A 26,118-nucleotide genomic window follows, 5' to 3' on the forward strand; every position below is an offset into this window, starting at 1 on the left:
TATTCCGCCAGGGACGGGACGACTCCGGAGGCGGCATGACGACCGGTGGCGAGGACGAACTCTCGGTGCTGCGCGCCCGGGTGGCCGCGCTGGAGGCGGAGACCCGCCCGCCGGCCCCGGCCCGCCACCGGCTGCGTTCCTTCTTCTCGGCCCTCCTCATCGTCGTCGGCTGCGTCCTGGCCCCGCTGAGCCTGCTCGCCGCCTGGACGGCCGACCTGCTGGGCAACACCGACCGGTACGTCGCCACGGTCGCCCCGCTCGCCTCGGACGCCGACGTCCAGGCGGCCGTCGCGACCCGGGTCACCCAAGCGGTCATGGAGCACATCGACCTCAAGGACCTGCTCGAAGGCGTGGCCCCCGAGCAGCGCCCGCTGCTGGAGAAGTCGCTGGGCAAGCTGGGCGACTCCCTCGAAAGCGCCGTCGGCAGCTTCGTCCAGGAGAAGACGCGGGACGTCGTCGCCTCCGACCAGTTCGAGACCATCTGGAAGGACGCCAACCGGGCCGTCCACACCTCCCTCGACCGGGCGCTCACCGGCGACGAGGACGGCGCGGTGAAGATCGACCAGAACACGGTGACCCTGGACCTCGCGCCCGTCGTCGACCAGGTCAAGCAGCGGCTGGTCGACTCGGGCCTGACGGTGGCGGGCAAGATCCCCGAGGTCCACACCGACTTCACCCTCGTCCAGGCCGACGACATCGGGAAGGCGAAGACCGGCTTCGCGCTCCTCCAGAAGATGGGCTTCTGGCTCCCGGTGATCGCCGTCGTGCTCGTCGCGGGAGGCGTCCTGCTCGCCGCCCACCGGCGCCGTAGCCTGGTCGCCGCCGCGCTCGGCGTGGTCGCGGGCGCGCTGGTCCTCGGCGTCGGCCTGACCGTCTTCCGCACGGTCTACCTCGACTCCCTGCCCAACGGGGTCTCCCCGGCCGCCGCCGGCTCGGTCTACGACATCCTGATCCGCTATCTGCGCACCTCGGTGCGGATGGTCGCGGTCCTCGGCCTGGTCGTCGCGCTCGCCGCCTGGCTCTCCGGCCCGGGGAAGTACGCCGTGCTGGTGCGGGGCGTCTGGCACTCGGGCGTCGGCGCGGCCCGCGTGACCGCCGACCACGCGGGCTTCCGCACCGGCCCGGTGGGCCCTTTCGTGGGCCGCCACCGGCGCTGGATCACCTGGATCCTGGTGGCGCTCGCCGTCCTCGCGTACGTGCTCTGGTCGTACCCGACGGGCTGGGTGGTGGTCGGGCTGGCGCTGGCGCTGCTCTTCGCCTTCGCGGTGACGGAGTTCCTGGCGGAGGAGCCGACGGGGCCTACGGGGCCGGAGGGGCCTACGGGGCCGGAGGGGCCTACGGGGCCGGGGGAGCCCGTACGCCCGACGTGACAGGGTGTCAGGGTGCGCGGTGCGGCGGCCCCCGGCGGGCTGGCATACTGCACGGGTAGCCCTTCGCGCATCCCCCGTCGCGAAGGGCTACTTCTCTGACTTCCCCGACTTTCCCCGACTTCCCTGAATTCCCCGACTTCTATGGCTCGGTGGCACGGCCGGGACACTCCCCTGTGGTGCCCCGGCCGTGTTTTTTGCAGTTAACAGTGACGTAGAGTGTTTACGCAAGCCCGGTACTCGCACCGGTGCGGGATGCGAACGTAGGTAACCCGGATGGACATCGCCGACGAAGACGCGCCTGAGCTGCAGACCTTGCGGCAGAAGGTCGAGTACATGCTGGAGAAGACCTTCCCCGGCCAGAAGATGTCCGGGCGGACCTTCTCCGAGCTCGTCAAGGAGCGCGGCGGCTCCCTCTCCCACAGCTACTTCTCCAACATCCTCGCCGGCAAGGTCACCCAGCCCTCCGAGGAGATCCTGAAGGCCCTCGGGCTGGGCTTCGGCGTGGACTGGCGCTTCTTCAAGGAGGAGTCGGAGGTCGTCGGCGACGTGGTCGCCGGACTCCGCTTCCTCGCCAAGCGGCGCACCGGCGAGATCAGCGGGATCGCGGGCCGGGGCGTGACGGAGGACGGACTCCCGCCGGAGCTGCTGGAGTTCGCGCTCTCCCTCCTCGCGGAGACGCCGGACGAGACGCCCGCTCCGACTCCTGACTCGGTGCCGGACAGGGCGCCGGACCGGCCCGCGCCGCCCGCCGACGGCCCCGCCGCCCCCGGGAGGTAGCGGACGCGCCTCCTGGTCGGAAACCCGCGTTGGCTACACTCGCCGACCGCATGTCACACACGCGTGACGACGACCAAGAGGCCTCAATGTCCCTGCGTGAACTGCGCAAAGAGTGCGAAGCCGGGCTGGCTGACCTCCCGATACCCGCCCCCTTCACCATCGAGGGCCTGGTGGCGAACATGGAGGCGGCCCGGGGCCGCACCATCGTGCTCCAGGAACTGCCCGACCGCCTGGCGCGGGTCAACGCCGCCTGCGGGCTGCGCCTGGCCTCCGGCACCACCAGCTACGTGCTCTACCGCCGCCGCCCCACCGCGTACCAGACCCAGCACGTCATCCTGCACGAGCTGTGCCACGAGTGGTTCGACCACGGCAGCACGCTGGACGCCGAGCGGCTGCGGCGGCTGCTCCCGGTCTTCGACACCTCGCTGATCGACCGGGTGCTCTCCTCCGGCACGGTCCAGGCCCGCGCGCAGTACGACAGCCACGACGAGCGGATCGCCGAGTTCGGCGCCTCCCTCATCCCCCGCATGGCCCGGGACGTGACCAGCGACGACATGGTGGGCCGGCTGGCCAACTCGCTGTCCCGGCCGGTCGCGCACCGCCGCCGGGGCTTCTTCCGCACCCGCAGAACACCCGAGGACCCCACGTGACCGCACTCGACCTCGCCGGCTACCTCATCGCCGGTCTGATGACTGCCGTCGCCCTGTGGCGGATGCCCGCCGCCCTCTGGGGCGACGAGGAGGACAAGCGCCGCCGCGCCCTCTGGGGCTGCTACGCGGGCTTCGCCGCCGCCCTGTGGACCAAGACCCAGGCGGTCCGCACCGGGCTCAACAACAGCCCCGTCGTGGACCTCGCGGTGCTCATCAAGCACTACACCTCGACGCTCGCGATCCTCGCGATCCTCAGCTACATCGTCGCCATCTACGGGCACTTCCCCGAGGGCGGCCCGGTCCCCCGGCACGTGCGCTTCGCCCGCGCCGTCCAACAGGTCGCGGCCAAGGCGTCGGTGGTCACCCTCGTCCTCCTCACCGTGCTGTTCTTCACGGTCGTCGACCGCTCCAAGCCGGCCGACCGCTTCGTGGCCGAGCACGCCGGGCAGTGGGGCGCCACGCTCTACATGACGGTCTTCTACCTGTACTTGGGCGCCGCCTCCGCCGTCTGCGCCTACCAGTGGGCGCTGGCCACCGCGAACGCCCGGCTACGGCACCTGCGCGTGGGGCTCGGCATGATGACCTTCGCGATGGTCATCGGGGTCTTCTACACCCTCAGCCGCACCCTGTTCCTGTGGATCAGCGTCGTCGACCAGCCCAGCGAGGGCTTCGCGCTGGCCTTCGACGAGGCCACCGAGGCCGCCCAGATCGTCCTCTTCGCCTTCTTCGCCCTCGGCGCCTCCCTCCCCGCCTTCAGCAAGGGCTGGCGGCGGGCCAGGCTGTGGCGCGCCCAGGTCGGGCTGCACCCCCTGTGGCGGGAGCTGATGACGGCCTTCCCCGACCAGCCCTTCGCCCCGCCGGCCTCCCTCGCCCGCGAGCTGACCCGCTTCGACACCCCCGCCGACCTGCGCGTGGACCGCTGGGCCGCCGACATCGCGGACGCGGTCGAGAAGCTGCGCCACTACGTGCCGGACAGCCTGCTGACCGCCGCCAAGGAGGCCGCGGCGGGCGAGGGCGCGGGCCCCGAGCGGACGGACGCGCTCGCCGACGCGTACTGGATCAAAGCGGCGCTGGCGGCCAAGGCGGACGGGGCGCCGGCCGGGCGGGCCGCCGCCTTCGAGACGAAGCACGCGACGGACCAGGACGGCGAGGTGGCCTGGCTGGTGCGGGTCGCCGCCGCGTACACGTCGATACCGGAGCAGCGCGGCCGCGTGGTCCTGCGCGCGGGTCTGGAGGCCACGGCATGACCGAGGGGAACACGATGGACGCCCCCACGAACCCGCCCAGGACGCCCACCGCACCCAGGACGCCCACCGCACCCCGTACGGCCCGTGCGACCGAGGTGGCCCGCGTGGTGACCGACGTCCTCCAGCCCCGCAACGCCCTGCTCGCCGGGATGCTGGGCCTCGGGCTGGCCGCCGCCGGGCACTGGACCGGCCTGCTGTGGGGCCTGCTGGGCGCGCTGTGCGCCGGGCTGATCCCGGCCGGGTACATCGAGTGGGAGCGCAAGCGGGGCACCTGGGGTGACCGGCACGTGGTGGACCGCACCCAGCGGGCGCCGATCTTCCTCGTCATCCTCGGCTCCATCGGCACCGGTTCGCTGGTCATGCTCCTCGGCGGGGCGCCGGTGCGGATCCTGGCGGCGATGCTCGGGCTGTGGGTGATGACCATCGGGCTGCTCGCGGTGAACACCGTCTGGAAGATCTCGGTCGACTCCGCCGTGGCCTCGGCCGTGGTCACGCTGCTCGCGGTGGTCCACTCCCCGTGGTGGCTGTTCGGCTACGCCCTCACGCTCGCGGTGTGCTGGTCGCGGGTGGCCCTCTCGTACCACTCGACCGCGCAGACCGTCGCGGGCGCGGCCCTGGGGGCCTGCACCGCGACGGCGTTCCTCTTCGTGTGAGTCAGCGCCCGGCCGGGGGCCGGACTGGGGGCTCGGCAGGGGGCTCGGCCGAGGGCCGGAGCCGGACCGGGCGGACGGTGCGGGCGGTGACCGGGTCCCCGCCCCAGCCGGTCAGCCGGAAGACCAGCTCGGCGTCCTCGTACGGCGCGCCGAGCAGCACGGCCGCGCGCAGCCCGGCGTACGGGTCCCCCGCGGACGGGTCGGGCACGCGCCGCCGGTGGTCCTCGGCGAGCACCGCCACGGGGACCACGGCGCAGGAGAACAGCGGCGTGCGCCCCGCCGGGTCGTCGGCCGGGTGGACGCGCAGGGAGCCGTCGAGGCCCAGCCGGACCGCCACCCGCAGGGCGGGCACCGGGCCCGCGTGGAGGGCGCCGTACCGCCGCCGGGCGAGCACGCCGCCGGCGAGGAGCGAGATCCCGGGGAGCCCGGTGACCAGCGTCAGGAGCTGCCAGCCGACCGGGTCGTACGGCTCGGCGGCGAGCCACCGCCCCGAGCCGTCCTCCAGGACCGTGACGACGGTGCCGGGGCGGTAGTCCTCGGGGAACACGGAGTCGACGCCGAACGCGCGCCCGTCGACGGTGCGGAGGGTGACCGCGAGGTCGGTGTGGCCGGTGACCCGGGCCTCGGTGCGGGTCGCCCGCTCGGACCGGCGCTCGCCTTCGTCGATGCCCCGCAGCGCGAGCGCGACCGCGCCCGCCGCCACGGCGATCAGCGCGAGTCCGACGCCGCACGCCACCGTCCCGGGCCGCCACGGCCCGCCGGGCGCCTCGGTGGGGAGGGCCACCGGGACGGCGGTCCGCTCCACGAGCGCGCGCTGGCGCCGCCGGGCGGCGAGGCGTTCGCGGGCCGAGGCCCAGCCGAAGGCGAGGGCGGCGAGGACGGCGGCGTCGGCGGCGCCGGCCTGCCAGTCGGCGGCCGGGAACTGCTCCCAGGCCACGACGAACGCCAGCACGGGCGCGGCGACGAGGACGAGTTCGGGCAGGCGCGCGTTCCAGTAGAGGAGGGCGAGGGCCAGGCCCGTCTGCGCCAGGCCGGACCAGTCGGGCCCGCACGGCACCGCGTCGGTGCAGACGGGCACGGGAGCGGCGCCCATCGCGGCGGCCAGCGGGAACAGCAGCACCAGGACGGCCCACAGCGGCCTCGCCCACGCGGCGGCGCGGGCGCCCGACCAGGCCGCCGCGTCGGGCCCGGTCCAGGCGGGCACGGCCGGATCGACGGGGTCGGCGGGCAGGGGTATCACGGGGGGAACGGGGAGACCGGGAAGACCGGAGGGACTGGAGGGACTGGAGGGACTGGAGGGAACGGGACTCGGGGGCACCGCAGAAGTATCGGGCACCGTAGGGTGCGCGGTGTGCGCGTACTGCTGGTGGAAGACGATGAGCCGGTCGCCGAGTCCCTGCTCCGGGGCCTGAAGCGCTACGGCTTCGCCGTGGAATGGGTGATGACGGGGGGCGGGGCCCTGGAGCACGAGGGCCCGTACGACGTCGTCCTCCTCGATCTCGGGCTGCCGGACACCGACGGCCTCGACGTGTGCCGGGCGCTGCGCGAGCGCAGCGACGTGCCGATCATCGTGATCAGCGCGCGCAGCGACGAGACGGACCGGGTGGTCGGCCTGGAGCTCGGCGCCGACGACTACGTGTCGAAGCCGTTCGGGGTCCGGGAGGTCATCGCCCGGATACGGGCGGTGATGCGCCGCGCGCAGCCCCGTCCGCCGCTCCCGGCGGGCGCCCAGGGGACACCGCAGGATCGTTACGGCTCCCGGCTGACCGTGGACCGCAGGGCGGCCCGGGTGCGGCTGGACGGCGCGGAGGTGGCGCTGACGCCGAAGGAGTACGACCTGCTGGCCTTCCTCACGGAGGAGCCGGGCGCGCTGATGTCGCGGGAGCAGATCATGGAGGCGGTCTGGGACGCGAACTGGTTCGGCCCGACCAAGACCCTGGACGTCCACGTGGCGGCGCTGCGGCGGAAGCTGGCGGGGGCGATAGCGGTCGAGGCGGTGCGGGGGGTCGGCTTCCGCCTGATGGTGACACCCGACCCGGAGCCCGGGGGCGGGGCGGAGCCCGGAAGCCGGCCCGAGGACGCGGCCCCTGCGGAGCCCGGAAGCCGGCCGGAGCCCGGAAGCCGACCGGAGCCCGGAGGCCGGCCGGAGCCCGGAAGTCGGCCGGAGGGCGCGGCCCCGGCGGAGCCCGGGACCGGAACCGCCGCCGCCCGCCCGGAGATCCCCCCGGCGGCGTCGTGATCCGCCGTCTGATCCTCAGCTACATCCTGCTCGTGGCGGTGGCGATCCTCCTCTTCACCGTGCCGGTGGCGTTCACGCTCACGGCGCAACTCCGCAACGACACCGAGGCGTTCGCCACACGCGAGGCGACGACGATGGCGCTGCTGGCCGGGAACGGCCGGGTCAGCTCGTGCCAGGCGCTGGAGGAGATGGCGCAGGCGTACGAGGCGCAGACGGGCGCCCGCGTCAGGGTGACGCCCACGGCCGCCTGCGCCACCGGCCTGCCGGCTCCGGCGCCCGGGGCGGCGCTGGACCGGGCGCTGGACGAGGGGCGGTCGACGGCGGACTGGGGCTCGGACTTCATCTGGGGCAGCGACCTGGTCGTCACCGTCCCGGCGAAGGACGGCGAGCGGATCGTCGGCGCGGTCCGGATCGTCTACCCGACGGCCAGCCTGAACCACCGGCTGTGGACGATCTGGGGCTTCCGCGCCGGACTGGCCGTGGTGGTGCTGGCGGTGGCGGCGCTGATCGGGGCGATGGTGGCGCGCCGGCTGACCCGCCCGCTGCGCCAGCTCAACGACATGGCCAGCAAGTTCAGCGACGGCGACCTGACCGCGCGGTCCCCGGTGGAGGGCCCGGTGGAGACGCAGACGCTGGCGCGCACGCTGAACGAGGCGGGGGAGCGGCTGGACACCCTGATCGCCTCGCAGCGCAACTTCGTCGCGGACGCCTCGCACCAGCTCCGTACCCCGCTCACGGCCCTGCGCCTGTCGCTGGACAACATCGCGGACGGCGTCGACGACGAGTTCGTACGGGAGGACGTGGACCTGGCGACGGCGGAGGTCGTCCGGATGAGCCGGCTGGTCAACGGCCTGCTGGTGCTGGCGCGTGCGGAGGCGAAGGTGACGGCGGCGGAGCCGATGCCGCTGCTGGACATCGTGGCGGAGCGCCTGTCGGTGTGGCGGTCGGCGGCGGAGGAGCGGGCGGTCGCCATCGAGTTCATCGAGACGACCGGGGGCCGGCCGTCGGTGCTGGCGGGGCCGGGGCACCTGGAGCAGGTGCTGGACAACGTGCTGTCGAACGCGCTGGAGGTCTCCCCGGACGGCGGCACCATCACCGTCCGGATCGACCCCCAGGGGGCCGGGCTGCGCCTCTCGGTCTTCGACGAGGGCCCCGGCATGTCGGACGCGGACAAGTCCCGCGCCTTCGACCGCTTCTGGCGCGGTCAGGGCCTGACCGGGCGCGCGGGCTCGGGCCTCGGCCTGGCCGTCGTCAAGCAGCTCGTGACGGACGACGGGGGCACGGTGTCCCTGACGGACGCGCCGGGTTCGGGCCTGTGGGTGGTCATCACCCTTCGGGCATCATCGAGGAGTGATGGTTGACGATCCGCCAGTCGCCGTCGCGCTTCTCGTAGACGTAGGTGTAGCGGGCCGCGACGGTGCTCTTCTGGCCGGTCTTGGGGTCGGTGAGGGTGAACTCGTAGACGCCGGTGTCGATGGCGGTGTCCTTGTCGAGGACCTCGACGACCGTCTCGACCTTCTTGCCGAACGGCTTCTTCCGCAGGAAGTGCTCGAAGTAGTCGACGATCTCGGCGCGGTCGGTGCGGACCTGGTTGGACACGGTGGGCAGCAGGACCGCGTCGGAGGCGTAGCGGTCGGCGACCTTCTTCGGGTCACCGGTCTGGAGGGAGCGGTTCCACTGGTCGAAGAGGCCGGCTATCTGCCGCTCGGAGGGCCGCGGCCCGGCCTCGGCGGGCTCGGCGGTGGCGACGACGGCGCCGACGGTCCCGACGACGAGACCGGCGGCCCCGATCACGATGACGGCGCTCCTGCTGAACGTACGACGGCTCATGGCGACTCCACTGGTGGTGCGGGGCGGGGGACGAAGGAACACCCCCACCCTCGCGACCGCCCGTGCAGCACCCGTCCAGCGCGCGTACAGCGGACGTCCAAGACCCGCCCAAGACGCGGCGGAAGCCAGGAAATGGCCCACGCCCGAGCCCCCCGATTGGCCTGTCGACCCGGTCAACAGCGCACTACCGTACGCCCCATGACGACACGCACGGCACGCACGACACCGCAGCCCCCACCCCCCACCCCGCCCCCCTTGACGGATGCCCCACGCCTCCAGGCCCGCAACTCCGCGACGGCCTGGACGACGATCGGAAGGGCGAGGGGCCACGAGGTGACCAGCCGCCCGGGCTTCGTGGCGGTGGAGGGCGGCGAACGGGCGGGCCTGCGCGTCCTGATCCAGGAGCCGAGCCTGACGCGGGAGGACAGGTCGACCCTGGAGGACCTGGTCCGGGCGGCGAAGGGCCCGGTGAACGCGGAGGACCCGTTCGGCGCCACCGACCTGGCCGGACTGGACCTGCGGAGCTGGCAGATGCCGGTGATGCTCCGCCGCCCGGCCCCGGCGCCGGAACCGGCCCTGGAGGTGGTGCGGGCGAAGACCCCGGAGGACCTGGAGGCGGCCGAGCGGATCGTCATCGCGGGCTTCGAACTGGACGGCTTCCTGCCGTACCGCGCGGGCGAACTCTTCCCCGCGCCGCTGCTGGCGGAGCCGGGCCTGGAGATCCACCTGGCCCGGTACGAGGGCGCCCCGGCGGGCGCGTGCCTGTCCCTGGCGGCGGACGGTATCGCCAGCCACTACTGGGTGGGCACGCCCCCGGACTTCCGCTCCCGGGGCGTGGGCCGCGCCGTCATGGCGGGCTCCCTGACCCACCTGGCCCACCTCCCCCTCACCCTCACGGCCTCGAAACTGGGCCGCCCCCTGTACGAGTCCCTGGGCTACGAGACGGCGTCCCCGGCGACGTGGTGGGGGCCGCGACCGGCCTGACCGCCACAGCGGACGGCTCCCTACGGGGTGCGAGAGGACCGGTCGGCCCGCGGTCTTCGTACGCGAACGCTGCCGGAGCCCGGCACTGTTCGGTCCGGCTGGGGATGCCATGCTCGGTGCGTGGACCGGGACGGGTCGGGAGGGTCGGGTCGGTGACGGATCCCCGGAGGATCCCGTGAGGTGACGGAGCCGCCGCCGACCGGCTCAGGCTCCCGGTGGCTATCGTCGTCCTCACGCCGGTCGCTCGGGGCGGAGCGCCCGAGGCCACGTCTGCCGGTGCCTTCGACTCGCGGGGGAGAAGCCACATGCCGGAGCAGGACGCCGCCGCGCGGCCGGGCGTCGCGCCCGGCGCGCTGCCCACGGCGGGGACCATGTTCGCCGCTCTGTACGGGGAGCGGGAGCCCCACGCGGGGTACGACGCCTACCAGTTGTTCCACCGGCGGTCGCTCGCGATGGGCTGGCTGGACGACCGCTCGGGGCGCGGCGACGAGGGTGCCGCGCCCGGCCTGTGGGCCATGAACGACGCGGGCTGGGAGCACCCGCTGGCCGCTCCGGGAGCGGGTCTCCTCTCGTGGTTCCAGGTCGAGGCGAGCGCGCCGGCGGACGACCGGCCGCTCCCCGTACAGCCGTTCCTGCGCTGTGCTCAGGAGGTGACCGAGCGGGTCGGCGCCGTGCGGCTCACCGCGGTCCAGGTCCTCCTGCCGGTGCAGGGCCTCGACGCCTCGGCCCGTCCGCCGTACGCGAGGGTGCCGTCTCTGCGGACGCCGGAGTGGTTCGGCACGGGCGGCGGCCCGGGGGCGCGGGTCCCGGTGCGGGTGCGCGTCGACGGCGGCCTCGACCCGACGGTCCCGGCGGTGGCGCGGCGGCTCGCCCGCGCCCTCGTCCCCGCGGACCAGGACGTGTTCGCGGGCGCGCTGGACGAGACGGCGGCCGGTCCGGCGGGCTTTCCCGCGCCGCCGTTCGACGACCGCTTCTGGAACGGCCCGCCCCGGCACGGCATCACCCTCGCGGGCGCGTTGGCGGAGTGGTCCTGCGACGCGGTCGGCTGGCTCGCCGCGACGGCGGCCGACGCGGCCGCCGCCCTCGGCGTCGGCACACCCGTCCTGTTCACCGTGGTCCGGGAACGGGAACGGGAGGGCGTACGGGAACGGGAACGGGCCTGACCGCCGCCTCAGGACTCGTGCTGCCGCCGCAGCGCGTCGGCGAGGGTCAGGAAGACGATCAGGTTGGGGAACCCGGCGGCCGGCAGCGTCAGCCACGGTTTGCGCTCGCCGTGGCGGCGGATCTCCACGCGCCCCCGCGTCACGTCGATCCGCGCCACCTCCGGCCAGCCGACCCGGTTGTCGTCCTGCCCGATGCCGGAGGCGTCGATGCCGACCAGGCCGAAGCCGACCCGCTCACCGGCTTCCAGGCGGGCGGCGTCCCGGGGGATCCGCGCCCGGGCGAACGCGTCCCCGAGGCCCTCGGCGAACGCCACGATCCCGCCGAACTCGTCTCCCAGCACGACCGTGTCACCCTGCTCGGACCGGATGGTCAACTGGTGCGTGGTGGCGCTCGTCACCCCGTTCGTCACCTGGGTGTCCTGCCGGGTGACGGAGGCGATCTCGTCCCAGGTGAACGCCGCCGTCTCCCCGCCGTCGACGTGCCAGAGCGCGCCGCGCTCGTACCAGGCCACCCAGACCTGGGGCGGCCGGGGCCGGAACAGCCAGACGAAGAGGAGATACGCGACGAAGCCCAGCGGGATCGCCGCGAGGACGATCAGCGGAAGCGAGAAGTACCAGGCGCCTTCCTCCCGCTGGTCCTCGATCGCGTACGAGAGGGCGATCCACCCGAGGAACACGCCGAGCGCGCCCACCGGCAGCACCCCGCCCCACGGGAAGCGCTTCGGCTCGTTCCGCACCAGCCCCTTGCGGGCCCCCAGCTCGTACTCCCGGGCCGCGACGCGTAACGCGTCCGGCACCCGCACGGCACTCTGCTCCGACGACACCCAAGCCTCCCCCACCCGGAAACCAGGGCCTCAGTATGGAGTTGGGGCGTCCGCGTCCGGTAGAGCCGGGCGGCCCGGGGCCCGGGCTGAGGCCGAGGGCCGGAAGGGATCCCGCTTACCCCCCTCCGCGCGGCTTCCGTGCCGCCGTACCCCCGACCGGGGGAATCCCCGGCCGGGGTTCACTCGTGAGGATGATCGCGGCGCCTGCCCCGAGTTGGCCGTCTGGAAGCTTGACCCGGAATGCCGCGATGCCGCGGCGACGGACGCGAGCAACAGGGAGAACCGTGTACGAGTGGCTGCGGGAGACGCTGGTGGACCGGCTCAGGCTGCCGGAGGACGCCGTGACCGCCGAGGCGACGGCGGACGAGGCGGGGCTGGACTCCCTGGCCGTGACCGAACTGGCCATGATCGTCCAGGAGGAGTGGGGCGTCGTCGTCGACGAGGACGAGCTCGCCGCGTGCCCGACGATCGGGGCGGTGGCGGCACTGCTCGAACAGCGCCGTCAGCAGCCCGTCGCCCAGTGACGGCCGCACGGAACGGCGCCGCTCCGGCGGCGGTGGTGTGCGGCCTGGGCTCCTGGCTGCCGCCCACGGTGGTGCCCAACTCCGAGGTCGCCGAACGGCTCGGGGTGACCGACGACTGGATCCACCAGCGCACCGGAGTGCGCAGCAGGCGCCGGGTGGAGCCGGGCACGGCGACCGTCGCCATGGCGGTGGAGGCGGGGTCCCGGGCCCTGAAGTCGCAGGGGCACGGACAGGTCGACGCCGTGCTCCTGGCGACGGCGACGCCCGACCGGCTGATCCCGACGTGCGCGCCCGAGATCGCGTCCCTCCTCGGGCTGACGGGGGTGGCCGCGCTCGATCTCGGCGCGGCCTGCGCCGGGTTCGTGTACGCCCTGTCGGTGGCCGCCGGCCACATCGCCGCCGGAACGGCGGAACGGGTCCTCGTGATCGGGGCGGACACGATGTCCGCCATCACCGACCCCGGGGACCGGACGACCGCCGCGATCTTCGGCGACGGCGCGGGGGCGGTCGTGCTGCGGGCGGGGCACGCCGACGAGCCCGGCGCCCTCGGGCCGTTCGTACTGGGCAGCGACGGATCCGGCGCGGGCCTGCTGGGCACCCCGTGGGGAGGTTCCCGTACCGGGTACGACCGCCCCGCCGACGAACCGCGCCCGTACGTGCGCATGGAGGGGCGGCAGGTGTTCCGGCACGCGGTCGAGCGGATGGGCGCGGCGATCGCCGAAGCCTCCGACCGGCGCGGCTGGGAGCTGCCCGCCGTCGACCGGGTCGCGATCCATCAGGCGAACGCCCGCATCTGCCAGGCGCTGGCGACCCGGCTCGCCGTGCCGGAGGAGCGCTGGCTCGCGAACATCGACCAGGTCGCCAACACCTCCTCGGCCTCGGTGCCGCTGCTGCTGGACCACTCGGTCCGGGACGGTTCCCTCGCGCCCGGCGCCCGCCTGGTGATGGCGGCGTTCGGCGCGGGCCTGACCTGGGGGGCCACCACCGTCGTGTGGCCCGAACTGGCTCCGGGCGAATGAGCGAATGAGCGAACGCGTGACGGCGTGACGGCGTGACGGGCGTGACGGCGCGACTGCGCGATCCGTGGCTGAGTGGCTGAGTGGCTGAGTGAATGAATGAGAGGACGGACATGACCGAGGCGGCCGCCGCCTTCCCGGCGCTCGACCGGACGATCCGCGAGATGCCGGAGTCCGTCCACTACCTCCACATCGGCGCGGCCATGGAGATGCGGGGCGCGGCCCCCGGCATCGAGGCGGTGGAGGACCAGGTGCGGCGGCGCCTGCCCCTGCTGCCGCCGCTGGCCGGCTGCGGTGACCATCTCGCCGATCACGTGCGCCGGCTCCCCGTACAGGGCTGCCGCTCCGGCGACTGGTCACGCGCTTACGACGCCCTGGTCAACCTGCCGACGGCCGGGTGCGGGCAACGGCCGTGGGGCGTGTGGCTGGTCGCCGGCGAGGACGGGGACGGCCATCTCCTCTGCTACCGGGCCCATCACGCGCTCCAGGACGGGGTCAGCCTGATGCGCCTGATCCGCCTGCTGTTCTCGCTCGCCGAGCCGGGCACGGCCGCCTCGACGCCGGAACGCCGCAAGGAACGCCCCGCGTTCGGCACGCGCGTCGGCGGCCGCCTGCGCGTGGCCGCCGCCACCCCCCGACTGCTGACGCGGGCACCGCGACGACCACTGCTGCCGGATGCGTCGGATGCGTCGGGGGCGCCGGGTGCGCCGGGGGTGCCTGGGGTATCCGGTGCACCCGGTGCACCCGGAGTGCCCGGAGTGCGCGACGGCCGACGGGTGTTCACCTCGGTCGCCGTGCCGGTCGCGCGCCTGCGCGCGGCGGCCCGGGCGCTGGAGTGCTCGGTCCTGGACGTCCACGTCGCCGCCCTGACCCGGGTCGCGGAGGCGGCCGACCCCACGGGCTGGACGGCGGAGGGCAGGCGCACCCGGGGCATCGTCCTCCCCGTGTCCCTGGACCAGGTCGGCGTGGCCCCCTACACCGGAAACCGCTTCGCCCTGGCCCTGGTCGACCTCCCCTGGGACCGGAGCGATCTCGCCGAGCGGGCCAGGGCCGTCGCCCGACGCACCAGGCCGCTGAAGGACCCGGGGGTCCGCTGGGCCATGGGAAGGGCCATGGGAGGACTCGGCGCCACCGGTGTCCGCACGCTCTCCGGGCGGGTGTTCGCTCGTGCCGGAATGCAGACGACCGTCCTGGGCTTCACCGCCGACATCGGCTTCGCCGGCCGCCGGGCCGCCCGCTTCACCAGCCTGAACTGCCTTCCGGCCCCCTTCCCGTACCAGCCGGCGCTCACCCTCTGGCGCGACCAGGCCGTCTGCTCCTTCACGGCGGACACCGCGCTGCCCATGGCCGAGAAGCTGGCTGACCTGTGGCTCCAGGCCGTCGACGTCCTCGCCCCGGCGACCCCGGCTCCGTCCGCCCGATGACGCGCCGATCGCGGCACCTGGCGCCGCACCTGCCGCCGCACCTCACCTACCGAGGCGTGCGCGCCGCCATGCGCCTGGTCGCCCGTGCCTACGCCCCCGTGACGGTCACCGGCCTCGACCACATCCCGGCGACCGGCCCCGTCGTCCTGGCCGGGAACCACCTCGCCGTCTGCGACACCCTCTTCCTCTACGCGGCGGTCCCCCGCAGGGTCGCCGTCCTCGGCAAGGAGGAGTACTTCACCCGCCCCGGTGCCAGGGGACGCCTGATGGCGGGGCACTACCGCCGCCTCGGCGTACTGCCGGTGGACCGGTACGGCGGACCGGCGGCCGCCCGTGCCGTCCTGGACACGGGCCGCGAGGTCCTGGACGGCGACGGGCTGCTCGCGCTCTACCCCGAGGGCACCCGCTCACCGGACGGCAGGCTCTACCGGGGCCGCCCGGGCGCCGCCGCCCTCGCGCTCGTCAGCGGCGCCCCCCTCGTCCCCTTCGGGATCAGCGGCACCGACCGCGTGCAGCCGATCGGCACCACCCGGCTGCGCCCCCACCCGGTCCGGATCAGGTTCGGACCGCCGCTCACCGGCCCGGCCGACGGTCACGAGCGCCGCGCCGACGGCTTCCCGGCCACCGCGGCGCTGCGGGAGACCACGCTGCGCCTCATGCACCGCATCGCCGAGCTGTCCGGGCAGGAGTTCGTCGACCTGCCGGCCCCTCGCAAGGCGTCCCCGGCCTGGTGCTCACCCCACGAGGAGGGCTGACTCCGCCCGGTCCCCGATCTCGGTCCCGGCCCACGACCGCACCCGCCAGCCGGTCGCCGGGGTGCCCTCCACGACGACGACACCCGTGTTGGGCACCTCGTTCTCCAGGGCGAAGCCGATGCGGACGTTGTCCGTCCGCGCCGCCGTCCAGATCCTGATCGCGGTGCCGTGCGTCACCAGCGCGGCGACGCGGGCCCCGCAGTCCGCCGCCTCGGCCATCACCGCGTCGAAGCGGCCGAGGAACTCCCGCCCGTCGGACGCCCCCGGCATCGGGACCTCGGGCCGCCCGCACGCCCAGGCCGAGGCGACCGCCGCGTACCTGCTGACGTCCTCCCCCGACGTGCTCGACTCCCAGACGCCCGCCTCCAGTTCCCGCAGCCCGTCCCGCACCGCCGGCCGCAGCCCGAGCGCCGAGCACAGCGGCCCCGCCGTCTGCCGGGCCCGCGTGAGGGGCGAGACGAACACCGCCCCGACCGGCTCCTCCCGCAGCACCCCGACCAGCTCCTCGGCCTGCCGGTGCCCGGTCTCCGTCAGCGGCGACCCGGGGGCGGCCGTGTCGAGGGCGGCCGCCAGGTTCGCGTCGGTCTGGCCGTGTCGGATCAGCAGCAGGCGCATGTGCCCTCCCAAGGCAGTCGACCACGATGAGGTCGCTCACCTCCTCAACGCCACCCGCACCCGAACGGCACGCGCTCCCCGAGGCACGGACGACGACGCGGGCCCTGGTCGGTGACCAGGGCCCGCCGGTGGGGCACGGAGCGCCAGGGGGTCGCGCGGGGAACGGACCCCTCCCGAGGGTCCCTGACAGCCCTCGGGAGGGTGCTTGGTGGGGTTTCCGCCGGGTCAGTTCCAGAAGCCGGTGTGGACCTCGCGGGCCTCGGGGAGGTCGACCGGGCCGATGACGGGGAGGTCGCGCTGGCCGGCCGTGAAGACCGTGCGGCAGGGGAGGGCCATGGTGGGGTTCTCCTCGTTGGCGCCGGTCATGGCCAGGAGCTCGTCCTCGCCGAGGGCGTAGACGACGCGGCCGATGTTGCCCCAGTAGATGGCGCCGGAGCACATCGCGCACGGCTCGGTGCTGGTGTAGAGCGTGCAGGTGCGCAGGAAGTCGGCGTCGTACTTCCCGGTGGCGAGGCGGACGAGGTTGGTCTCGGCGTGGCCGGTGGCGTCGCGCTCCGTGGTGACGGTGTTCTCGGCCTCCAGCAGGATCTCGCCGTCGGGGCCGGTCAGGAGGGCGCCGAAGGGGTGGTTGCCGGCGGCCCGCGAGCGGCGGGCGACGTCCACGGAGGCGCGGAGACGGGCGAGGTCGGTGTCGGTCGCGGTCGTCGGGGTGGGGACGGCGGTCATGCGTGGATCTCCTTGGGAGTGTCGTCGGTGGACGGGGTGGCTCGGGTCCGGCTGTTCCGGGTGAGCGCGTAGTGGATGAGCCCGGCCGTCAGGAAGGCGACGGCCGCGGCGCAGGCGCCGAGGGCGGGGTGGCTCTCGGCGATCGGGCCGACGAAGACGCCGGGCTGGCTCATGAAGGGGACGGCGGCGAGCAGTCCGAGGAGCCAGGAGGCGAATCCGGGTCCGAAGCCGCGGGGTGCCTCCTCGTCGGGTGCGTCCCGGACGAGGAAGCGCTGGACGAGCATCACGGCGAGCCAGGGGGCGATCCAGTTGCCGAGGATGATCAGGAAGTTCTCGAACGACTTCCAGTAGTCGCCCTGGCCGGCGAACCAGCCGATGGCGCTGCCGAGTCCGCCGACGACGAGGACCGCCTGCCAGCGCGCCATCCTGACGCCGGCGATGAGCCAGGCCAGCGCGCCGGAGTAGCAGTCCAGGCAACTGGAGGTGATGGTCGAGACCCCGAGGGCGAGCATCGTGACGGTGGCGAGCGCGCCGGGCAGGACCTGCCCGACGAGGTCGGTGGGGGTGCCGATGAACGCGATCGTGCCGATGGCGGCGCCGAGGCTCGCGATCCACACCGAGCCGAGCCAGGTGCCGGTGAAGGCGTACAGGAACAGCGCGCGGGGCGGGGTGTCGACGGGCATGTAGCGGGTGTAGTCGGCGGCGTACGAGGAGAAGCTCAGCGCCCGGGCCGCCTGGACGGCCACCACCAGGGCGAAGGCGCCGACGAAGCCGAGCGGTCCCGCCTTGACGGCGTCGAAGCCGGAGCCGAGGTCGCTCTCGGTGAATCCGTAGAGGGAGACGCCGATGAAGAGCAGCGGCAGGACGAGGGCCATCGCCTTCTGCACCAGGTGGATGAAGCCGTAGCCGACGAGCGCGATGGCGACCTGGGAGACGGTGACGATCGCGAAGGCCGGGCCGAAGCCGGTGCCGATCAGGGTCCGGACGGCGAAGGCCCCGAGGATCGAGTTGACCGCGAACCACGCGCACGCCTTGAAGAATACGAGCACGGCGGGGACCGCGGCGCCGCGCCGGCCGAGGGGAAGCCGGGTCTGCACGAGCAGGCCGACGCCCTTGGGCGGGCCGAACGTGGACGTGATGCCGATCGCCGCCGCACCCACGGCGCTGCCGAGCACGATGGCCAGCAGCGCCTGCGCCCAGCCCAGACCGAACGCGGCGGTGGCGAGCATGCCGCTGGTGAGGCTGGAGAACTGGACGTTGGAGCTGAACCAGAGCGTGAACGACGAGCCCGGTCCGCCTTCGCGGTCGTCGGCGGGTATCGGTTCGATACCCGAGGTCTCCACCGCGGTGGCGGAACGCACCGCGGCGGAGAGCCGCCGGGCGAGAGGGCCTTGTCGGGTCATGTCGTGCCCCCTTCCAAGATTCGTAGGAAGTCAGGGATGCCGGAGTGCTGCAGCAACGGCAGTACACACCCCGTGGACAGTGGCGGGGCATCCTCACGGCGACCTAAGTCATGGCCGAAACATCACTACTCTTCGTATGATCGTCGGAGAGCGGAAGGGGTCGGCACATGCAGGTGCGGGATCTGCTGGGCATGACGGACCTGGGCCTCACCCTGCTCACCCCGGACGGCGACCTCGCACGGGAGCTGCGCTGGGTCTACGCGACGGACCTGCTGGAGCCCGCGGCGTTCCTCACCGGCGGCGAGCTCGTGCTGACCAGCGAGGGCTGGTACCGCACCCCGGCCGACTGCGAGACCTTCGCCGCCTCCCTCGCCCACGGCGGCGCGGCGGCGCTGGTGGCCGGCGACATCCTGCTGGGCGAGGTGCCCCGGGCCCTCGTCGAGGCGTGCGCGCGGCACGGCATCCCCGTCCTGGCGGCCCCGCCCGAGATCTCGTACGGGACGCTCTCCCGCACCGTCATCGAGCGCATCAACCGCGAACGCGGCCTCGAACTCGCCGATGTCCTCGGCCGTCACCGGCGGCTGGTCGGCGCCCTCGTCGAAGGCGCGGACCTGGGCGGCCTGGTGGCCATGCTCGCCGCCGAACTCGGCACCGAATGCTGGGCGTTGTCCTCGGCGGGCCGCCTCCTCGCGGGCCCGGCCGAGCCCTTCCCCGGCCCCGTCCGCGCCCGGCTCGCCGCCACCGCCCAGCGGGCGGACCGCCTCCCGGCGACCATCGACGGCCACCGGGTCCTGCCCATAGGCCGGCGCGGCGCGGGCGGCGGTCTGCTCGTCGTCCGAGGGGAGCCCTCCGATCCGGAGGCCGCCGAGCAGACGGCGGAGCTCCTCGCCCTCGGCGGGGCCCGCCGCGACGAACGCCGCCGGACGGAACAGCGCTTCCACGCCGACCTGGTCGACCTGGTCGAGCAGGCGGCCCCGCCCGCCGCGCTCGCGACCCGGCTGCGGACGGCGGGACTGGACCCCCACGGCCCCCTCCTGGTCCTGACCGCCCTCACCCGGGGCGCGCTGCGCCCCTGGGACCTGGCCGCGGACCTCGCCGAGAGCGTCCTCGACGAGAGCCCGGACACCCGCACCGTCGTCGCCGGCGGCGAACACGGCCTGACCCTCCTGATCTCCCCCGGCCCGACGCTCGACGACACGACCCTCGCCGAGCTCCTGGAAGACCGCCTCGCCCGCTTCGAGCCGGCCGCCGAGGGCGGCCGCATCGCCTTCGGCCTCGGCGCCCCCGCCCCCGACGCCACCGGACTGGCCCGCGCCCTGGAGGAGTCCCGCCACGCCGCCCGCCTCGCGGCCCTCCGCCCCGCCCGCCTGGCCCTGGTCACGGCCCGCGCGCTCGACTCACACCTGCTGCTGCTCGCCGGCGTCCCCGCCGACATCCGCGCCTCCTACCGGCGCCGCCTCCTCGGCCCCCTCCAGGAGTACGACGCCGAGCACGGCGCCGACATGGTCCACACCCTGACGGTCTTCCTGGAGCACAACGGCGCCTGGCGCACCACCGCCGCCGCCCTCCACATCCACGTCAGCACCCTCCACTACCGGGTCGGCCGCATCCAGCACCTGACCGGCCGCGACCTCTCCACCGCCCGCGACCGCGTCGACCTCTACCTCGCCTGCGCGATCGACGAGGGCTGAGCCCCCGACCGTGCCCGGACGACGAAGAAGGCCCTGGTCAGAGACCAGGGCCTTCGTCCACGAGCGGATGACGGGAATCGAACCCGCGCTATAAGCTTGGGAAGCTCATGTTCTACCATTAAACTACATCCGCGAAAACCGCCCCGAAGATCGGCGCGACATCGTTGCACACTGTACCCCATGCGCCACTTGAGGCGAAGTTGGTGGCCGGTGGGTGGCCGGCGGGTGTGCGGAGTGCCGCCTGGAGTGGTGTCCCGTTGATCCCCTAATGTGGCTCTCTCGTCCACCACTTTGCTTGTCGGGGAAGGGACTTGATCGGGTTGATCGAGCGCACCGTCGTCCGTTGTGCCGAGGGGCACGTCTTCAGCACCGCTTCGTTCCCGCTGCAGCATCTCGGCGCGGGGCGGATCGGGCCCGCGCGGCTCGTCCGGTGTCCGCGGTGTGCGCGGCTGCGGCACGCGGTGCCTGTGGAGACCGGGCAGCGCTGACGATGTCCGGAGGGTGCGGGTGCTTCCCGATTGGGGGAGCTCCGCACCCTCTGCGTATCGTGGGAGCGTGCTTCTCTCAGACAAGGACATCCGGGCCGAGATCGATGCCGGACGGGTGCGCATCGACCCGTACGACGAATCCATGGTGCAGCCCTCGAGCATCGACGTGAGGCTTGACCGCTTCTTCCGGGTGTTCGAGAACCACCGCCACCCCCACATCGACCCCGCCATCGAGCAGCTCGACCTGACGCGCCAGGTGGAGCCCGAGGGGGACGAGGCGTTCATCCTGCACCCCGGCGAGTTCGTGCTCGCCTCGACCTACGAGGTCATCAGCCTGCCGGACGACATCGCGTCGCGGCTTGAGGGCAAGAGCTCCCTGGGACGGCTGGGGCTCGTCACGCACTCGACCGCCGGGTTCATCGACCCCGGCTTCTCGGGCCACGTGACCCTGGAGCTGTCGAACCTGGCCACCCTGCCGATCAAGCTCTGGCCGGGAATGAAGATCGGGCAGCTGTGCATGTTCCGGCTCAGCTCGCCCGCCGAGTTCCCGTACGGCAGCGAGCGCTACGGCTCGCGGTACCAGGGGCAGCGGGGGCCGACGGCCTCCCGCTCCTACATGAACTTCCATCGGACCCAGGTGTGAGGCGGTCGCAGGCATGAGTGCAGTACGCGAGAACCTGACATACGAGGGCTTCGGGACCGCTGTCCGCGAGCTCGCCCAGACCATCGCCGACGACGGCTACGAGCCCGACATCGTGCTCTCCATCGCCCGCGGCGGCGTCTTCGTCGCCGGTGGTCTGGCCTACGCCCTCGACTGCAAGAACATCCACCTCGTGAACGTGGAGTTCTACACCGGCGTGGGGACGACCCTGGAGATGCCGGTCATGCTGGCCCCCGTGCCGGACGCGATCGACTTCAGCGACAAGAAGGTGCTCATCACCGACGACGTCGCCGACACGGGCAAGACGCTGAAGCTCGTCCACGACTTCTGCGTCGACCACGTCGCCGAGGTCCGCTCCGCCGTCATCTACGAGAAGTCGCACTCCCTCGTGAAGTGCGAGTACGTGTGGAAGAAGACCGACGAGTGGATCAACTTCCCCTGGTCGGTCGAGCCGCCCGTCGTCAAGCGTGAGGGTCAGGTCCTCGACGCCTGAGGCGGAGAAGACCGAAGGCGGTAGTACAGCGGAGGAGGCCCCCGCCGGTTGGCCGGCGGGGGCCTCCTCTCGTGTGCGGGGCCGGGCTACAGCGTGCCCAGCTTGATCAGGCTCAGCAGGGCCACCAGCTGGATCGCCGACGCTCCCAGCGCCTTGGGCCAGGGCAGGTCGTGCGAGCGGCTCACCATGACGGTGAACAGGGCGCCCGCCGCCAGCCAGCTCAGCCAGCCGATGACCTGCACCAGGCCGTTCTCGCCGCCCAGGAAGGCCGCGAAGACCAGGCGCGGCGCGTCCGTGATCGACATGATCAGCATCGACAGGCCGACCGTCGGCTGCCAGGCCCCGTCGCCGCCCAGCTGACGCGCGAGGGTGTGGGTCACCGTGCCCAGGATCAGGCCGCCGACCACGAAGGCGACGGCCGTGATCAGGGCGGCCGAGAACGTCGGGTCGACCGTCTCCGTGCCGGTCTTCTCGAAGCCGAAGATCGCGAGCAGCCCGTAGAGGAACGTCACGATCAGCGCCGGGCCCCACACCGCGTGGTCCCGCATCCGCAGGAACGTGTCCGCCGGGCGCAGCACGATGCCGCTCAGCAGGGCCTTCCAGTGCAGCCGCGGGCCCGTCGGCGCGGGGGCGGCGCCGGCCTGGTACGTGGCGCCCTGGCCGTACGGGTCGTCGTGCACGCTGAAGACCTGGGTGTGGCCCGGGTTGTTCGCCGCCGTGTACTGCTGCCGGTCGTGCGGGTGCTGCTGCTGCCCGTACGGCGGCTGCTGCGGGTCGCCGAAGTACTCCGGCTCGCCGTACGCCTGCTGCTGGGGCTGCTGCTGCCCGTACTGCTGCGGGTACTGCTGCTGCGGGTACGGCGGAGGAGCCGCCTCGTACCCGTAGGGCCCCTGCTGCGGGCGTTGCGGGTGCTGCGGTTGTTGCGGTTGCCGCGGGGGGCCGCCGGCCCGGCCGCGTCCGTTCCTGAATCCAGCCACGTCCATGAACGTACCCGCTCCCGCCGCGGGATCGCTCCCCGGCGGCGGAGTGCGGCAGAGCTGTGACATCCCCTAGGGGTCGTGCGCGGGGTTACGCGGCCGATGGCTGGACCTCTGGCGTTCGTTACATGTCCGACGGATCGCCCACACATGGGGCTTCTACCTTCGATGTGTCGCCGAACGAACCAGGCAAAAGGAACTTTCCCATGCGTATCGCCCGTCGGACCCTGCGTACCGCCGTCCTCGCCACCGGCACCATCGCCGCCCTCTCCCTCCCGGCCGCCGCCGCCTTCGCCGACGACGCGCCCGACCCGGCGCCGGGCACCACCCAGGAGGGCCAGCGGGTCTTCGTCCAGTCGTACCGGCTCGCCGACGGGTCGGTCGCCAAGGTCTTCCAGACCGGCACCCAGACCGGCACGGACTCCTACGTCGCCGAGATCTGGGGGGACGGCTCCCTGCTCGACACCCTCGTCAGCACCGGCGGACAGCCCGCGTACGGCGAGAACAACGGGCTGCACGTCGTCCTGAACCCCGACGGGTCCCTCCGTTCCTGGACCGACCCCGCCCCCGAGCCCAAGCCCGACCGCGAGACCAAGCCCGTCCCCGAGCCGAAGCCCACGCCCAAGCCCGTCCCCAAGCCCGCGCCCCGGCAGGCCGATGCCCGGGTGACGCTGTCCGACGGCACGGTCGCCAGGTTCTTCAAGAAGGGGCCGCGCGTCGAGCTCCCCTTCGGCTCCCTCACCGCGAAGGAGCCGGTGCTCCACCACCACGGCTGGACGTACAAGCTCGTCCCGCAGGGCAAGGGCGGCTACCGCCTCGCCGTCGTCGGCACCCCGAAGCAGGGCGGCGACAGCTGGGTCTACGACTTCGGCGGCCGGCTCGTCGCCACGTACAAGGGCGAGAAGCCCGCCCCGGGCAAGCCGGGGACGAGCACCGTCGTCGTCCCGCGCGGGACCGTGCCCAAGGGGGCCGTGAAGGCCGGGGCCGAGGGTGTCGGCGACCCCGGCCGTGTCGCCGAGGTCGCCGGGGGGTCCCACCAGGCCGCCCTGCTCGGTGCGGGCGGCGGCATGGCCGCCCTCGGCGCCGCCGGGCTCGGCTTCGCGCTGTTCCACCGCCGCGCGGAGCGGGACTGACCCGCGTACGGACACGGGAAAGGGCCGCCTCCGCGTCGGCTGCGGGGACGGCCCTTTCCCGTACGGGCTACGGCGTCGGCGTCACGCCGCCGGCTCCGGCTCGGGCTCCGGCTCCTCGGCCGGCTCCGGGTCGACCGGGGTCTTCACCGAGTCGAGGAGCAGCTGGGCCACGTCCACGACCTGGAGGCTCTCCTTGGCCTTGCCGTCGTTCTTCTTGCCGTTGACCGAGTCGGTCAGCATGACCAGGCAGAACGGGCAGGCGGTGGAGACGATGTCCGGGTTGAGCGAGAGGGCCTCGTCGACGCGCTCGGTGTTGATGCGCTTGCCGATGCGCTCCTCCATCCACATCCGCGCGCCGCCGGCGCCGCAGCAGAAGCCGCGCTCCTTGTGGCGGTGCATCTCCTGCTGGCGCAGGCCCGGGACGGCGGACATGATCTCGCGCGGGGGCGTGTAGACCTTGTTGTGGCGGCCCAGGTAGCACGGGTCGTGGTAGGTGATCAGGCCGTCGACGGGGGTCACCGGGACCAGCCTGCCCTCGTCGATGAGGTGCTGGAGCAGCTGGGTGTGGTGGATGACCTCGTACTCGCCGCCGAGCTGCGGGTACTCGTTGGCGATGGTGTTGAAGCAGTGCGGGCAGGTCGAGACGATCTTCTTCGCCGACTTCGGCTTCCTCGTCTCCGGGTCGACCTCTCCGTCCTCGCCGAAGGACTCGCCGAACGCCATGTTCAGCATGGCGACGTTCTCCTGCGCGAGCTGCTGGAACAGCGGCTCGTTGCCCAGGCGGCGGGGGGAGTCACCGGTGCACTTCTCGTCGCCGCCCATGATCGCGAACTTGACGCCCGCGATGTTCAGCAGCTCCGCGAAGGCCTTGGTGGTCTTCTTGGCCCGGTCCTCCAGGGCGCCGGCGCAGCCGACCCAGTAGAGGTAGTCGAACTCGGAGAGGTCCTCCGCGTCCTTCCCGATGATCGGGACCTCGAAGTCGACCTCCTTGGTCCACTCGACGCGCTGCTTCTTGGCCAGGCCCCAGGGGTTGCCCTTCTTCTCCAGGTTCTTGAGCATCGTGCCCGCCTCGGACGGGAACGCGGACTCGATCATCACCTGGTAGCGGCGCATGTCGACGATGTGGTCGATGTGCTCGATGTCGACCGGGCACTGCTCGACGCAGGCGCCGCAGGTGGTGCAGGACCACAGGACGTCGGGGTCGATGACGCCGTTCTCCTCGGCGGTGCCGATGAGGGGGCGCTCGGCCTCCGCCAGGGCGGCGGCGGGGACGTCCTTCAGCTGCTCCTCGGTGGCCTTCTCCTCGCCCTCCATGGTCTTGCCGCCGCCCGCGAGCAGGTACGGCGCCTTGGCGTGGGCGTGGTCGCGGAGCGACATGATGAGGAGCTTGGGGGAGAGCGGCTTGCCGGTGTTCCAGGCGGGGCACTGCGACTGGCAGCGGCCGCACTCGGTGCAGGTGGAGAAGTCGAGGAGGCCCTTCCAGGAGAACTGCTCGACCTGGGAGACGCCGTAGACGTCGTCCTCGCCCGGGTCCTCGAAGTCGATCGGCTTGCCGCCGGAGGTCATCGGCTGGAGCGCGCCGAGGGCGGTCTCGCCGGTGGCGTTGCGCTTGAACCAGATGTTCGGGAAGCCGAGGAAGCGGTGCCAGGCGACGCCCATGTTGGTGTTCAGCGAGACCACGATCATCCAGATGAACGAGGTGCTGATCTTGACCATGGCGGTGAGGTAGATCAGGTTCTGGAGGGTCGCGACGCTCAGGCCCTTGAAGGCGAGGACCAGGGGGTACGAGGCGAAGTACGCGGCCTCGTAGCCCTCGACGTGGTGGATCGCGCCTTCGAGGCCGCGCAGCACGTAGATCGCGAGGCCGATGGTGAGGATGACGTACTCGACGAAGTACGCCTGGCCCGTCTTGGAGCCGGCGAAGCGCGACTTGCGGCCGGCCCGGCCCGGGAGGCTCAGCAGGCGGATGACCATGAGGACGGCGATGCCGAGGATGGTCATGACGCCGATGAACTCGATGTACAGCTCGAACGGCAGGAAGCCGCCGATGACCGGCAGCGTCCAGTCGGCTTGGAAGAGCTGTCCGAACGCCTGCGCCAGGGTGGGCGGCAGGGTCAGGAAGCCGACGGCGACGAACCAGTGGGCGAAGCCGACGATGCCCCAGCGGTTCATGCGCGTGTGGCCGAGGAACTCCCGGACGAGCGTCACGCTGCGCTGGTAGGGGTTGTCGGTGCGGGCGCCGGCCGGGAGGCGCTGGCCCAGCTTGAAGTACCGGACGAACTGACCGATGGCGCGAGCGAGCAGGGCAACGCCGACCACGGTCAGGGCCAGCGACACGATGATCGCGGCGAGCTGCATGAGGGGCTCCTCGGGCGGGGGCCAGTCGGGCCTACTAAGCGGTAACTTATTCAGTCCGTGCCGAGATTACCCGCTCGTGGCGCCGCACTGTAGCGGAGCTCACGGTGATCTGTGTCG

25 protein-coding genes and 1 tRNA gene are annotated in these 26,118 nt (G+C 73.1%); 17 read left to right on the forward strand and 9 right to left on the reverse strand.

Annotated features, from left to right (window positions below; translation table 11 throughout):
- The first annotated feature begins 35 nt into the window (after positions 1 to 35).
- The 5 genes from ACZ6J5_RS21295 to ACZ6J5_RS21315 all read left to right on the forward strand — a co-directional run bounded on the left by ACZ6J5_RS21295 (position 36) and on the right by ACZ6J5_RS21315 (position 4,697).
- The gene (locus ACZ6J5_RS21295; RefSeq protein ID WP_469393737.1) at positions 36 to 1,370 is read left to right on the forward strand and encodes a hypothetical protein; all 1,335 of its coding nucleotides are present in this window, start codon (positions 36 to 38) and stop codon (positions 1,368 to 1,370) included.
- Positions 1,371 to 1,643: 273 nt separating this feature from the next.
- Positions 1,644 to 2,147: a hypothetical protein gene (locus ACZ6J5_RS21300; RefSeq protein WP_469393739.1), complete on the forward strand. Its 504-nt coding sequence runs from the start codon at positions 1,644 to 1,646 to the stop codon at positions 2,145 to 2,147.
- Positions 2,148 to 2,233: 86 nt separating this feature from the next.
- Positions 2,234 to 2,797 (forward strand): toxin, encoded by a 564-nt coding sequence (locus ACZ6J5_RS21305; RefSeq protein ID WP_469393741.1) that lies wholly within the window; start codon positions 2,234 to 2,236, stop codon positions 2,795 to 2,797.
- Entirely contained in the window at positions 2,794 to 4,044 is a 1,251-nt protein-coding gene (locus ACZ6J5_RS21310; protein ID WP_469393743.1) for an MAB_1171c family putative transporter, read from the forward strand. Before ACZ6J5_RS21305 ends, ACZ6J5_RS21310 begins: the two co-directional genes overlap by 4 nt.
- Positions 4,045 to 4,058: 14 nt before the next feature.
- Complete coding sequence (locus ACZ6J5_RS21315; protein WP_469394184.1) at positions 4,059 to 4,697, forward strand: hypothetical protein; 639 nt, start codon at positions 4,059 to 4,061, stop codon at positions 4,695 to 4,697.
- 1 nt (position 4,698) lies between these two features.
- On the opposite strand, the gene ACZ6J5_RS21320 is transcribed toward ACZ6J5_RS21315, so the two are convergent.
- Entirely contained in the window at positions 4,699 to 5,937 is a 1,239-nt protein-coding gene (locus ACZ6J5_RS21320) for a hypothetical protein (RefSeq protein ID WP_469393745.1), read from the reverse strand.
- A 111-nt stretch (positions 5,938 to 6,048) separates the two neighbouring features.
- Between ACZ6J5_RS21320 and ACZ6J5_RS21325 the strand changes: the two genes are divergently transcribed.
- Both ACZ6J5_RS21325 and ACZ6J5_RS21330 read left to right on the forward strand, forming a co-directional pair.
- Complete coding sequence (locus tag ACZ6J5_RS21325) at positions 6,049 to 6,936, forward strand: response regulator (protein ID WP_469393746.1); 888 nt, start codon at positions 6,049 to 6,051, stop codon at positions 6,934 to 6,936.
- Positions 6,933 to 8,297 carry a HAMP domain-containing sensor histidine kinase gene (locus ACZ6J5_RS21330; RefSeq protein WP_469393748.1) on the forward strand — a complete coding sequence of 455 codons (1,365 nt, stop codon included), beginning with the start codon at positions 6,933 to 6,935 and terminating at the stop codon, positions 8,295 to 8,297. The genes ACZ6J5_RS21325 and ACZ6J5_RS21330 overlap by 4 nt, the downstream gene beginning before the upstream one ends.
- Here the strand turns inward: ACZ6J5_RS21330 and ACZ6J5_RS21335 are convergent.
- Positions 8,263 to 8,766: an SgcJ/EcaC family oxidoreductase gene (locus ACZ6J5_RS21335; RefSeq protein WP_469393750.1), complete on the reverse strand. Its 504-nt coding sequence runs from the start codon at positions 8,764 to 8,766 to the stop codon at positions 8,263 to 8,265. The genes ACZ6J5_RS21330 and ACZ6J5_RS21335 overlap by 35 nt on opposite strands.
- A 333-nt stretch (positions 8,767 to 9,099) precedes the next feature.
- On the opposite strand from ACZ6J5_RS21335, the gene ACZ6J5_RS21340 reads away from it, so the two are divergent.
- Together ACZ6J5_RS21340 and ACZ6J5_RS21345 are read left to right on the forward strand one after the other, a co-directional pair.
- The gene (locus tag ACZ6J5_RS21340; protein ID WP_469393752.1) at positions 9,100 to 9,750 is read left to right on the forward strand and encodes a GNAT family N-acetyltransferase; all 651 of its coding nucleotides are present in this window, start codon (positions 9,100 to 9,102) and stop codon (positions 9,748 to 9,750) included.
- A 305-nt stretch (positions 9,751 to 10,055) separates the two neighbouring features.
- Complete coding sequence (locus tag ACZ6J5_RS21345) at positions 10,056 to 10,913, forward strand: hypothetical protein (RefSeq protein WP_469393754.1); 858 nt, start codon at positions 10,056 to 10,058, stop codon at positions 10,911 to 10,913.
- An 8-nt stretch (positions 10,914 to 10,921) separates the two neighbouring features.
- Here the strand turns inward: ACZ6J5_RS21345 and ACZ6J5_RS21350 are convergent, their stop codons facing one another.
- Entirely contained in the window at positions 10,922 to 11,737 is an 816-nt protein-coding gene (locus ACZ6J5_RS21350) for a DUF6585 family protein (protein ID WP_469393756.1), read from the reverse strand.
- 284 nt (positions 11,738 to 12,021) lie between these two features.
- Between ACZ6J5_RS21350 and ACZ6J5_RS21355 the strand changes: the two genes are divergently transcribed.
- The 4 genes from ACZ6J5_RS21355 (at position 12,022) to ACZ6J5_RS21370 (ending at position 15,456) form a co-directional block, all read left to right on the forward strand.
- Positions 12,022 to 12,261 (forward strand): acyl carrier protein, encoded by a 240-nt coding sequence (locus ACZ6J5_RS21355; RefSeq protein WP_469393758.1) that lies wholly within the window; start codon positions 12,022 to 12,024, stop codon positions 12,259 to 12,261.
- A complete protein-coding gene (locus ACZ6J5_RS21360) occupies positions 12,258 to 13,280 on the forward strand; it encodes a beta-ketoacyl-ACP synthase III (protein WP_469393760.1) in 1,023 nt (340 codons plus the stop codon). Before ACZ6J5_RS21355 ends, ACZ6J5_RS21360 begins: the two co-directional genes overlap by 4 nt.
- Before the next feature lie 110 nt (positions 13,281 to 13,390).
- Positions 13,391 to 14,701, forward strand: a complete 1,311-nt coding sequence (locus ACZ6J5_RS21365; protein ID WP_469393762.1) for a wax ester/triacylglycerol synthase domain-containing protein — start codon at positions 13,391 to 13,393, stop codon at positions 14,699 to 14,701.
- On the forward strand, positions 14,698 to 15,456 hold the full coding sequence (locus ACZ6J5_RS21370) for a lysophospholipid acyltransferase family protein (RefSeq protein WP_469393764.1): 759 nt from the start codon (positions 14,698 to 14,700) through the stop codon (positions 15,454 to 15,456). The genes ACZ6J5_RS21365 and ACZ6J5_RS21370 overlap by 4 nt, the downstream gene beginning before the upstream one ends.
- Here the strand turns inward: ACZ6J5_RS21370 and ACZ6J5_RS21375 are convergent.
- The 3 genes from ACZ6J5_RS21375 to ACZ6J5_RS21385 all read right to left on the reverse strand — a co-directional run bounded on the left by ACZ6J5_RS21375 (position 15,436) and on the right by ACZ6J5_RS21385 (position 18,200).
- Complete coding sequence (locus ACZ6J5_RS21375) at positions 15,436 to 16,071, reverse strand: histidine phosphatase family protein (protein ID WP_469393766.1); 636 nt, start codon at positions 16,069 to 16,071, stop codon at positions 15,436 to 15,438. The genes ACZ6J5_RS21370 and ACZ6J5_RS21375 overlap by 21 nt on opposite strands.
- 225 nt (positions 16,072 to 16,296) lie before the next feature.
- Complete coding sequence (locus ACZ6J5_RS21380) at positions 16,297 to 16,797, reverse strand: nucleoside deaminase (RefSeq protein ID WP_469393768.1); 501 nt, start codon at positions 16,795 to 16,797, stop codon at positions 16,297 to 16,299.
- Positions 16,794 to 18,200, reverse strand: a complete 1,407-nt coding sequence (locus tag ACZ6J5_RS21385; RefSeq protein WP_469393770.1) for a purine-cytosine permease family protein — start codon at positions 18,198 to 18,200, stop codon at positions 16,794 to 16,796. Before ACZ6J5_RS21385 ends, ACZ6J5_RS21380 begins: the two co-directional genes overlap by 4 nt.
- A 167-nt stretch (positions 18,201 to 18,367) precedes the next feature.
- Here ACZ6J5_RS21385 and ACZ6J5_RS21390 point away from each other — a divergent pair, with 167 nt between their 5' ends.
- Positions 18,368 to 19,891, forward strand: coding sequence for a PucR family transcriptional regulator (locus tag ACZ6J5_RS21390; RefSeq protein WP_469393772.1), 1,524 nt, complete (start codon positions 18,368 to 18,370; stop codon positions 19,889 to 19,891).
- A 62-nt stretch (positions 19,892 to 19,953) separates the two neighbouring features.
- Here ACZ6J5_RS21390 and ACZ6J5_RS21395 read toward each other — a convergent pair.
- A tRNA-Gly gene (locus ACZ6J5_RS21395) sits at positions 19,954 to 20,024 on the reverse strand.
- A 422-nt stretch (positions 20,025 to 20,446) separates the two neighbouring features.
- Between ACZ6J5_RS21395 and dcd the strand changes: the two genes are divergently transcribed.
- Positions 20,447 to 21,022 (forward strand): dCTP deaminase, encoded by a 576-nt coding sequence (gene dcd, locus ACZ6J5_RS21400; RefSeq protein WP_469393774.1) that lies wholly within the window; start codon positions 20,447 to 20,449, stop codon positions 21,020 to 21,022.
- 13 nt (positions 21,023 to 21,035) lie between these two features.
- Entirely contained in the window at positions 21,036 to 21,533 is a 498-nt protein-coding gene (locus ACZ6J5_RS21405; protein ID WP_132915920.1) for a phosphoribosyltransferase, read from the forward strand.
- Positions 21,534 to 21,619: 86 nt separating this feature from the next.
- Here ACZ6J5_RS21405 and ACZ6J5_RS21410 read toward each other — a convergent pair whose 3' ends face one another.
- Positions 21,620 to 22,579: a Yip1 family protein gene (locus tag ACZ6J5_RS21410; RefSeq protein WP_469393776.1), complete on the reverse strand. Its 960-nt coding sequence runs from the start codon at positions 22,577 to 22,579 to the stop codon at positions 21,620 to 21,622.
- A gap of 137 nt (positions 22,580 to 22,716) precedes the next feature.
- Here ACZ6J5_RS21410 and ACZ6J5_RS21415 point away from each other — a divergent pair, with 137 nt between their 5' ends.
- Positions 22,717 to 23,643 carry a hypothetical protein gene (locus tag ACZ6J5_RS21415; RefSeq protein WP_469393778.1) on the forward strand — a complete coding sequence of 309 codons (927 nt, stop codon included), beginning with the start codon at positions 22,717 to 22,719 and terminating at the stop codon, positions 23,641 to 23,643.
- A gap of 81 nt (positions 23,644 to 23,724) precedes the next feature.
- Here ACZ6J5_RS21415 and ACZ6J5_RS21420 read toward each other — a convergent pair whose 3' ends face one another.
- Entirely contained in the window at positions 23,725 to 26,001 is a 2,277-nt protein-coding gene (locus ACZ6J5_RS21420; RefSeq protein ID WP_469393780.1) for a (Fe-S)-binding protein, read from the reverse strand.
- Between the last annotated feature and the right edge of the window lie 117 nt (positions 26,002 to 26,118).

The sequence above is a fragment of the Streptomyces sp. NPDC042100 genome (genome assembly GCF_055582325.1).

Coding starts and splice junctions, on each gene's coding strand:
- ACZ6J5_RS21295 (WP_469393737.1), top strand. CDS start 36: ATGACGACCGGTGGCGAGGACGAACTCTCGGTGCTGCGCGCCCGGGTG.
- ACZ6J5_RS21300 (WP_469393739.1), top strand. CDS start 1,644: ATGGACATCGCCGACGAAGACGCGCCTGAGCTGCAGACCTTGCGGCAG.
- ACZ6J5_RS21305 (WP_469393741.1), top strand. CDS start 2,234: ATGTCCCTGCGTGAACTGCGCAAAGAGTGCGAAGCCGGGCTGGCTGAC.
- ACZ6J5_RS21315 (WP_469394184.1), top strand. CDS start 4,059: ATGGACGCCCCCACGAACCCGCCCAGGACGCCCACCGCACCCAGGACG.
- ACZ6J5_RS21335 (WP_469393750.1), bottom strand. CDS start 8,766: ATGAGCCGTCGTACGTTCAGCAGGAGCGCCGTCATCGTGATCGGGGCC.
- ACZ6J5_RS21345 (WP_469393754.1), top strand. CDS start 10,056: ATGCCGGAGCAGGACGCCGCCGCGCGGCCGGGCGTCGCGCCCGGCGCG.
- ACZ6J5_RS21365 (WP_469393762.1), top strand. CDS start 13,391: ATGACCGAGGCGGCCGCCGCCTTCCCGGCGCTCGACCGGACGATCCGC.
- ACZ6J5_RS21370 (WP_469393764.1), top strand. CDS start 14,698: ATGACGCGCCGATCGCGGCACCTGGCGCCGCACCTGCCGCCGCACCTC.
- ACZ6J5_RS21375 (WP_469393766.1), bottom strand. CDS start 16,071: ATGCGCCTGCTGCTGATCCGACACGGCCAGACCGACGCGAACCTGGCG.
- ACZ6J5_RS21380 (WP_469393768.1), bottom strand. CDS start 16,797: ATGACCGCCGTCCCCACCCCGACGACCGCGACCGACACCGACCTCGCC.
- ACZ6J5_RS21385 (WP_469393770.1), bottom strand. CDS start 18,200: ATGACCCGACAAGGCCCTCTCGCCCGGCGGCTCTCCGCCGCGGTGCGT.
- ACZ6J5_RS21390 (WP_469393772.1), top strand. CDS start 18,368: ATGCAGGTGCGGGATCTGCTGGGCATGACGGACCTGGGCCTCACCCTG.
- ACZ6J5_RS21405 (WP_132915920.1), top strand. CDS start 21,036: ATGAGTGCAGTACGCGAGAACCTGACATACGAGGGCTTCGGGACCGCT.
- ACZ6J5_RS21410 (WP_469393776.1), bottom strand. CDS start 22,579: ATGTCACAGCTCTGCCGCACTCCGCCGCCGGGGAGCGATCCCGCGGCG.
- ACZ6J5_RS21415 (WP_469393778.1), top strand. CDS start 22,717: ATGCGTATCGCCCGTCGGACCCTGCGTACCGCCGTCCTCGCCACCGGC.
- ACZ6J5_RS21420 (WP_469393780.1), bottom strand. CDS start 26,001: ATGCAGCTCGCCGCGATCATCGTGTCGCTGGCCCTGACCGTGGTCGGC.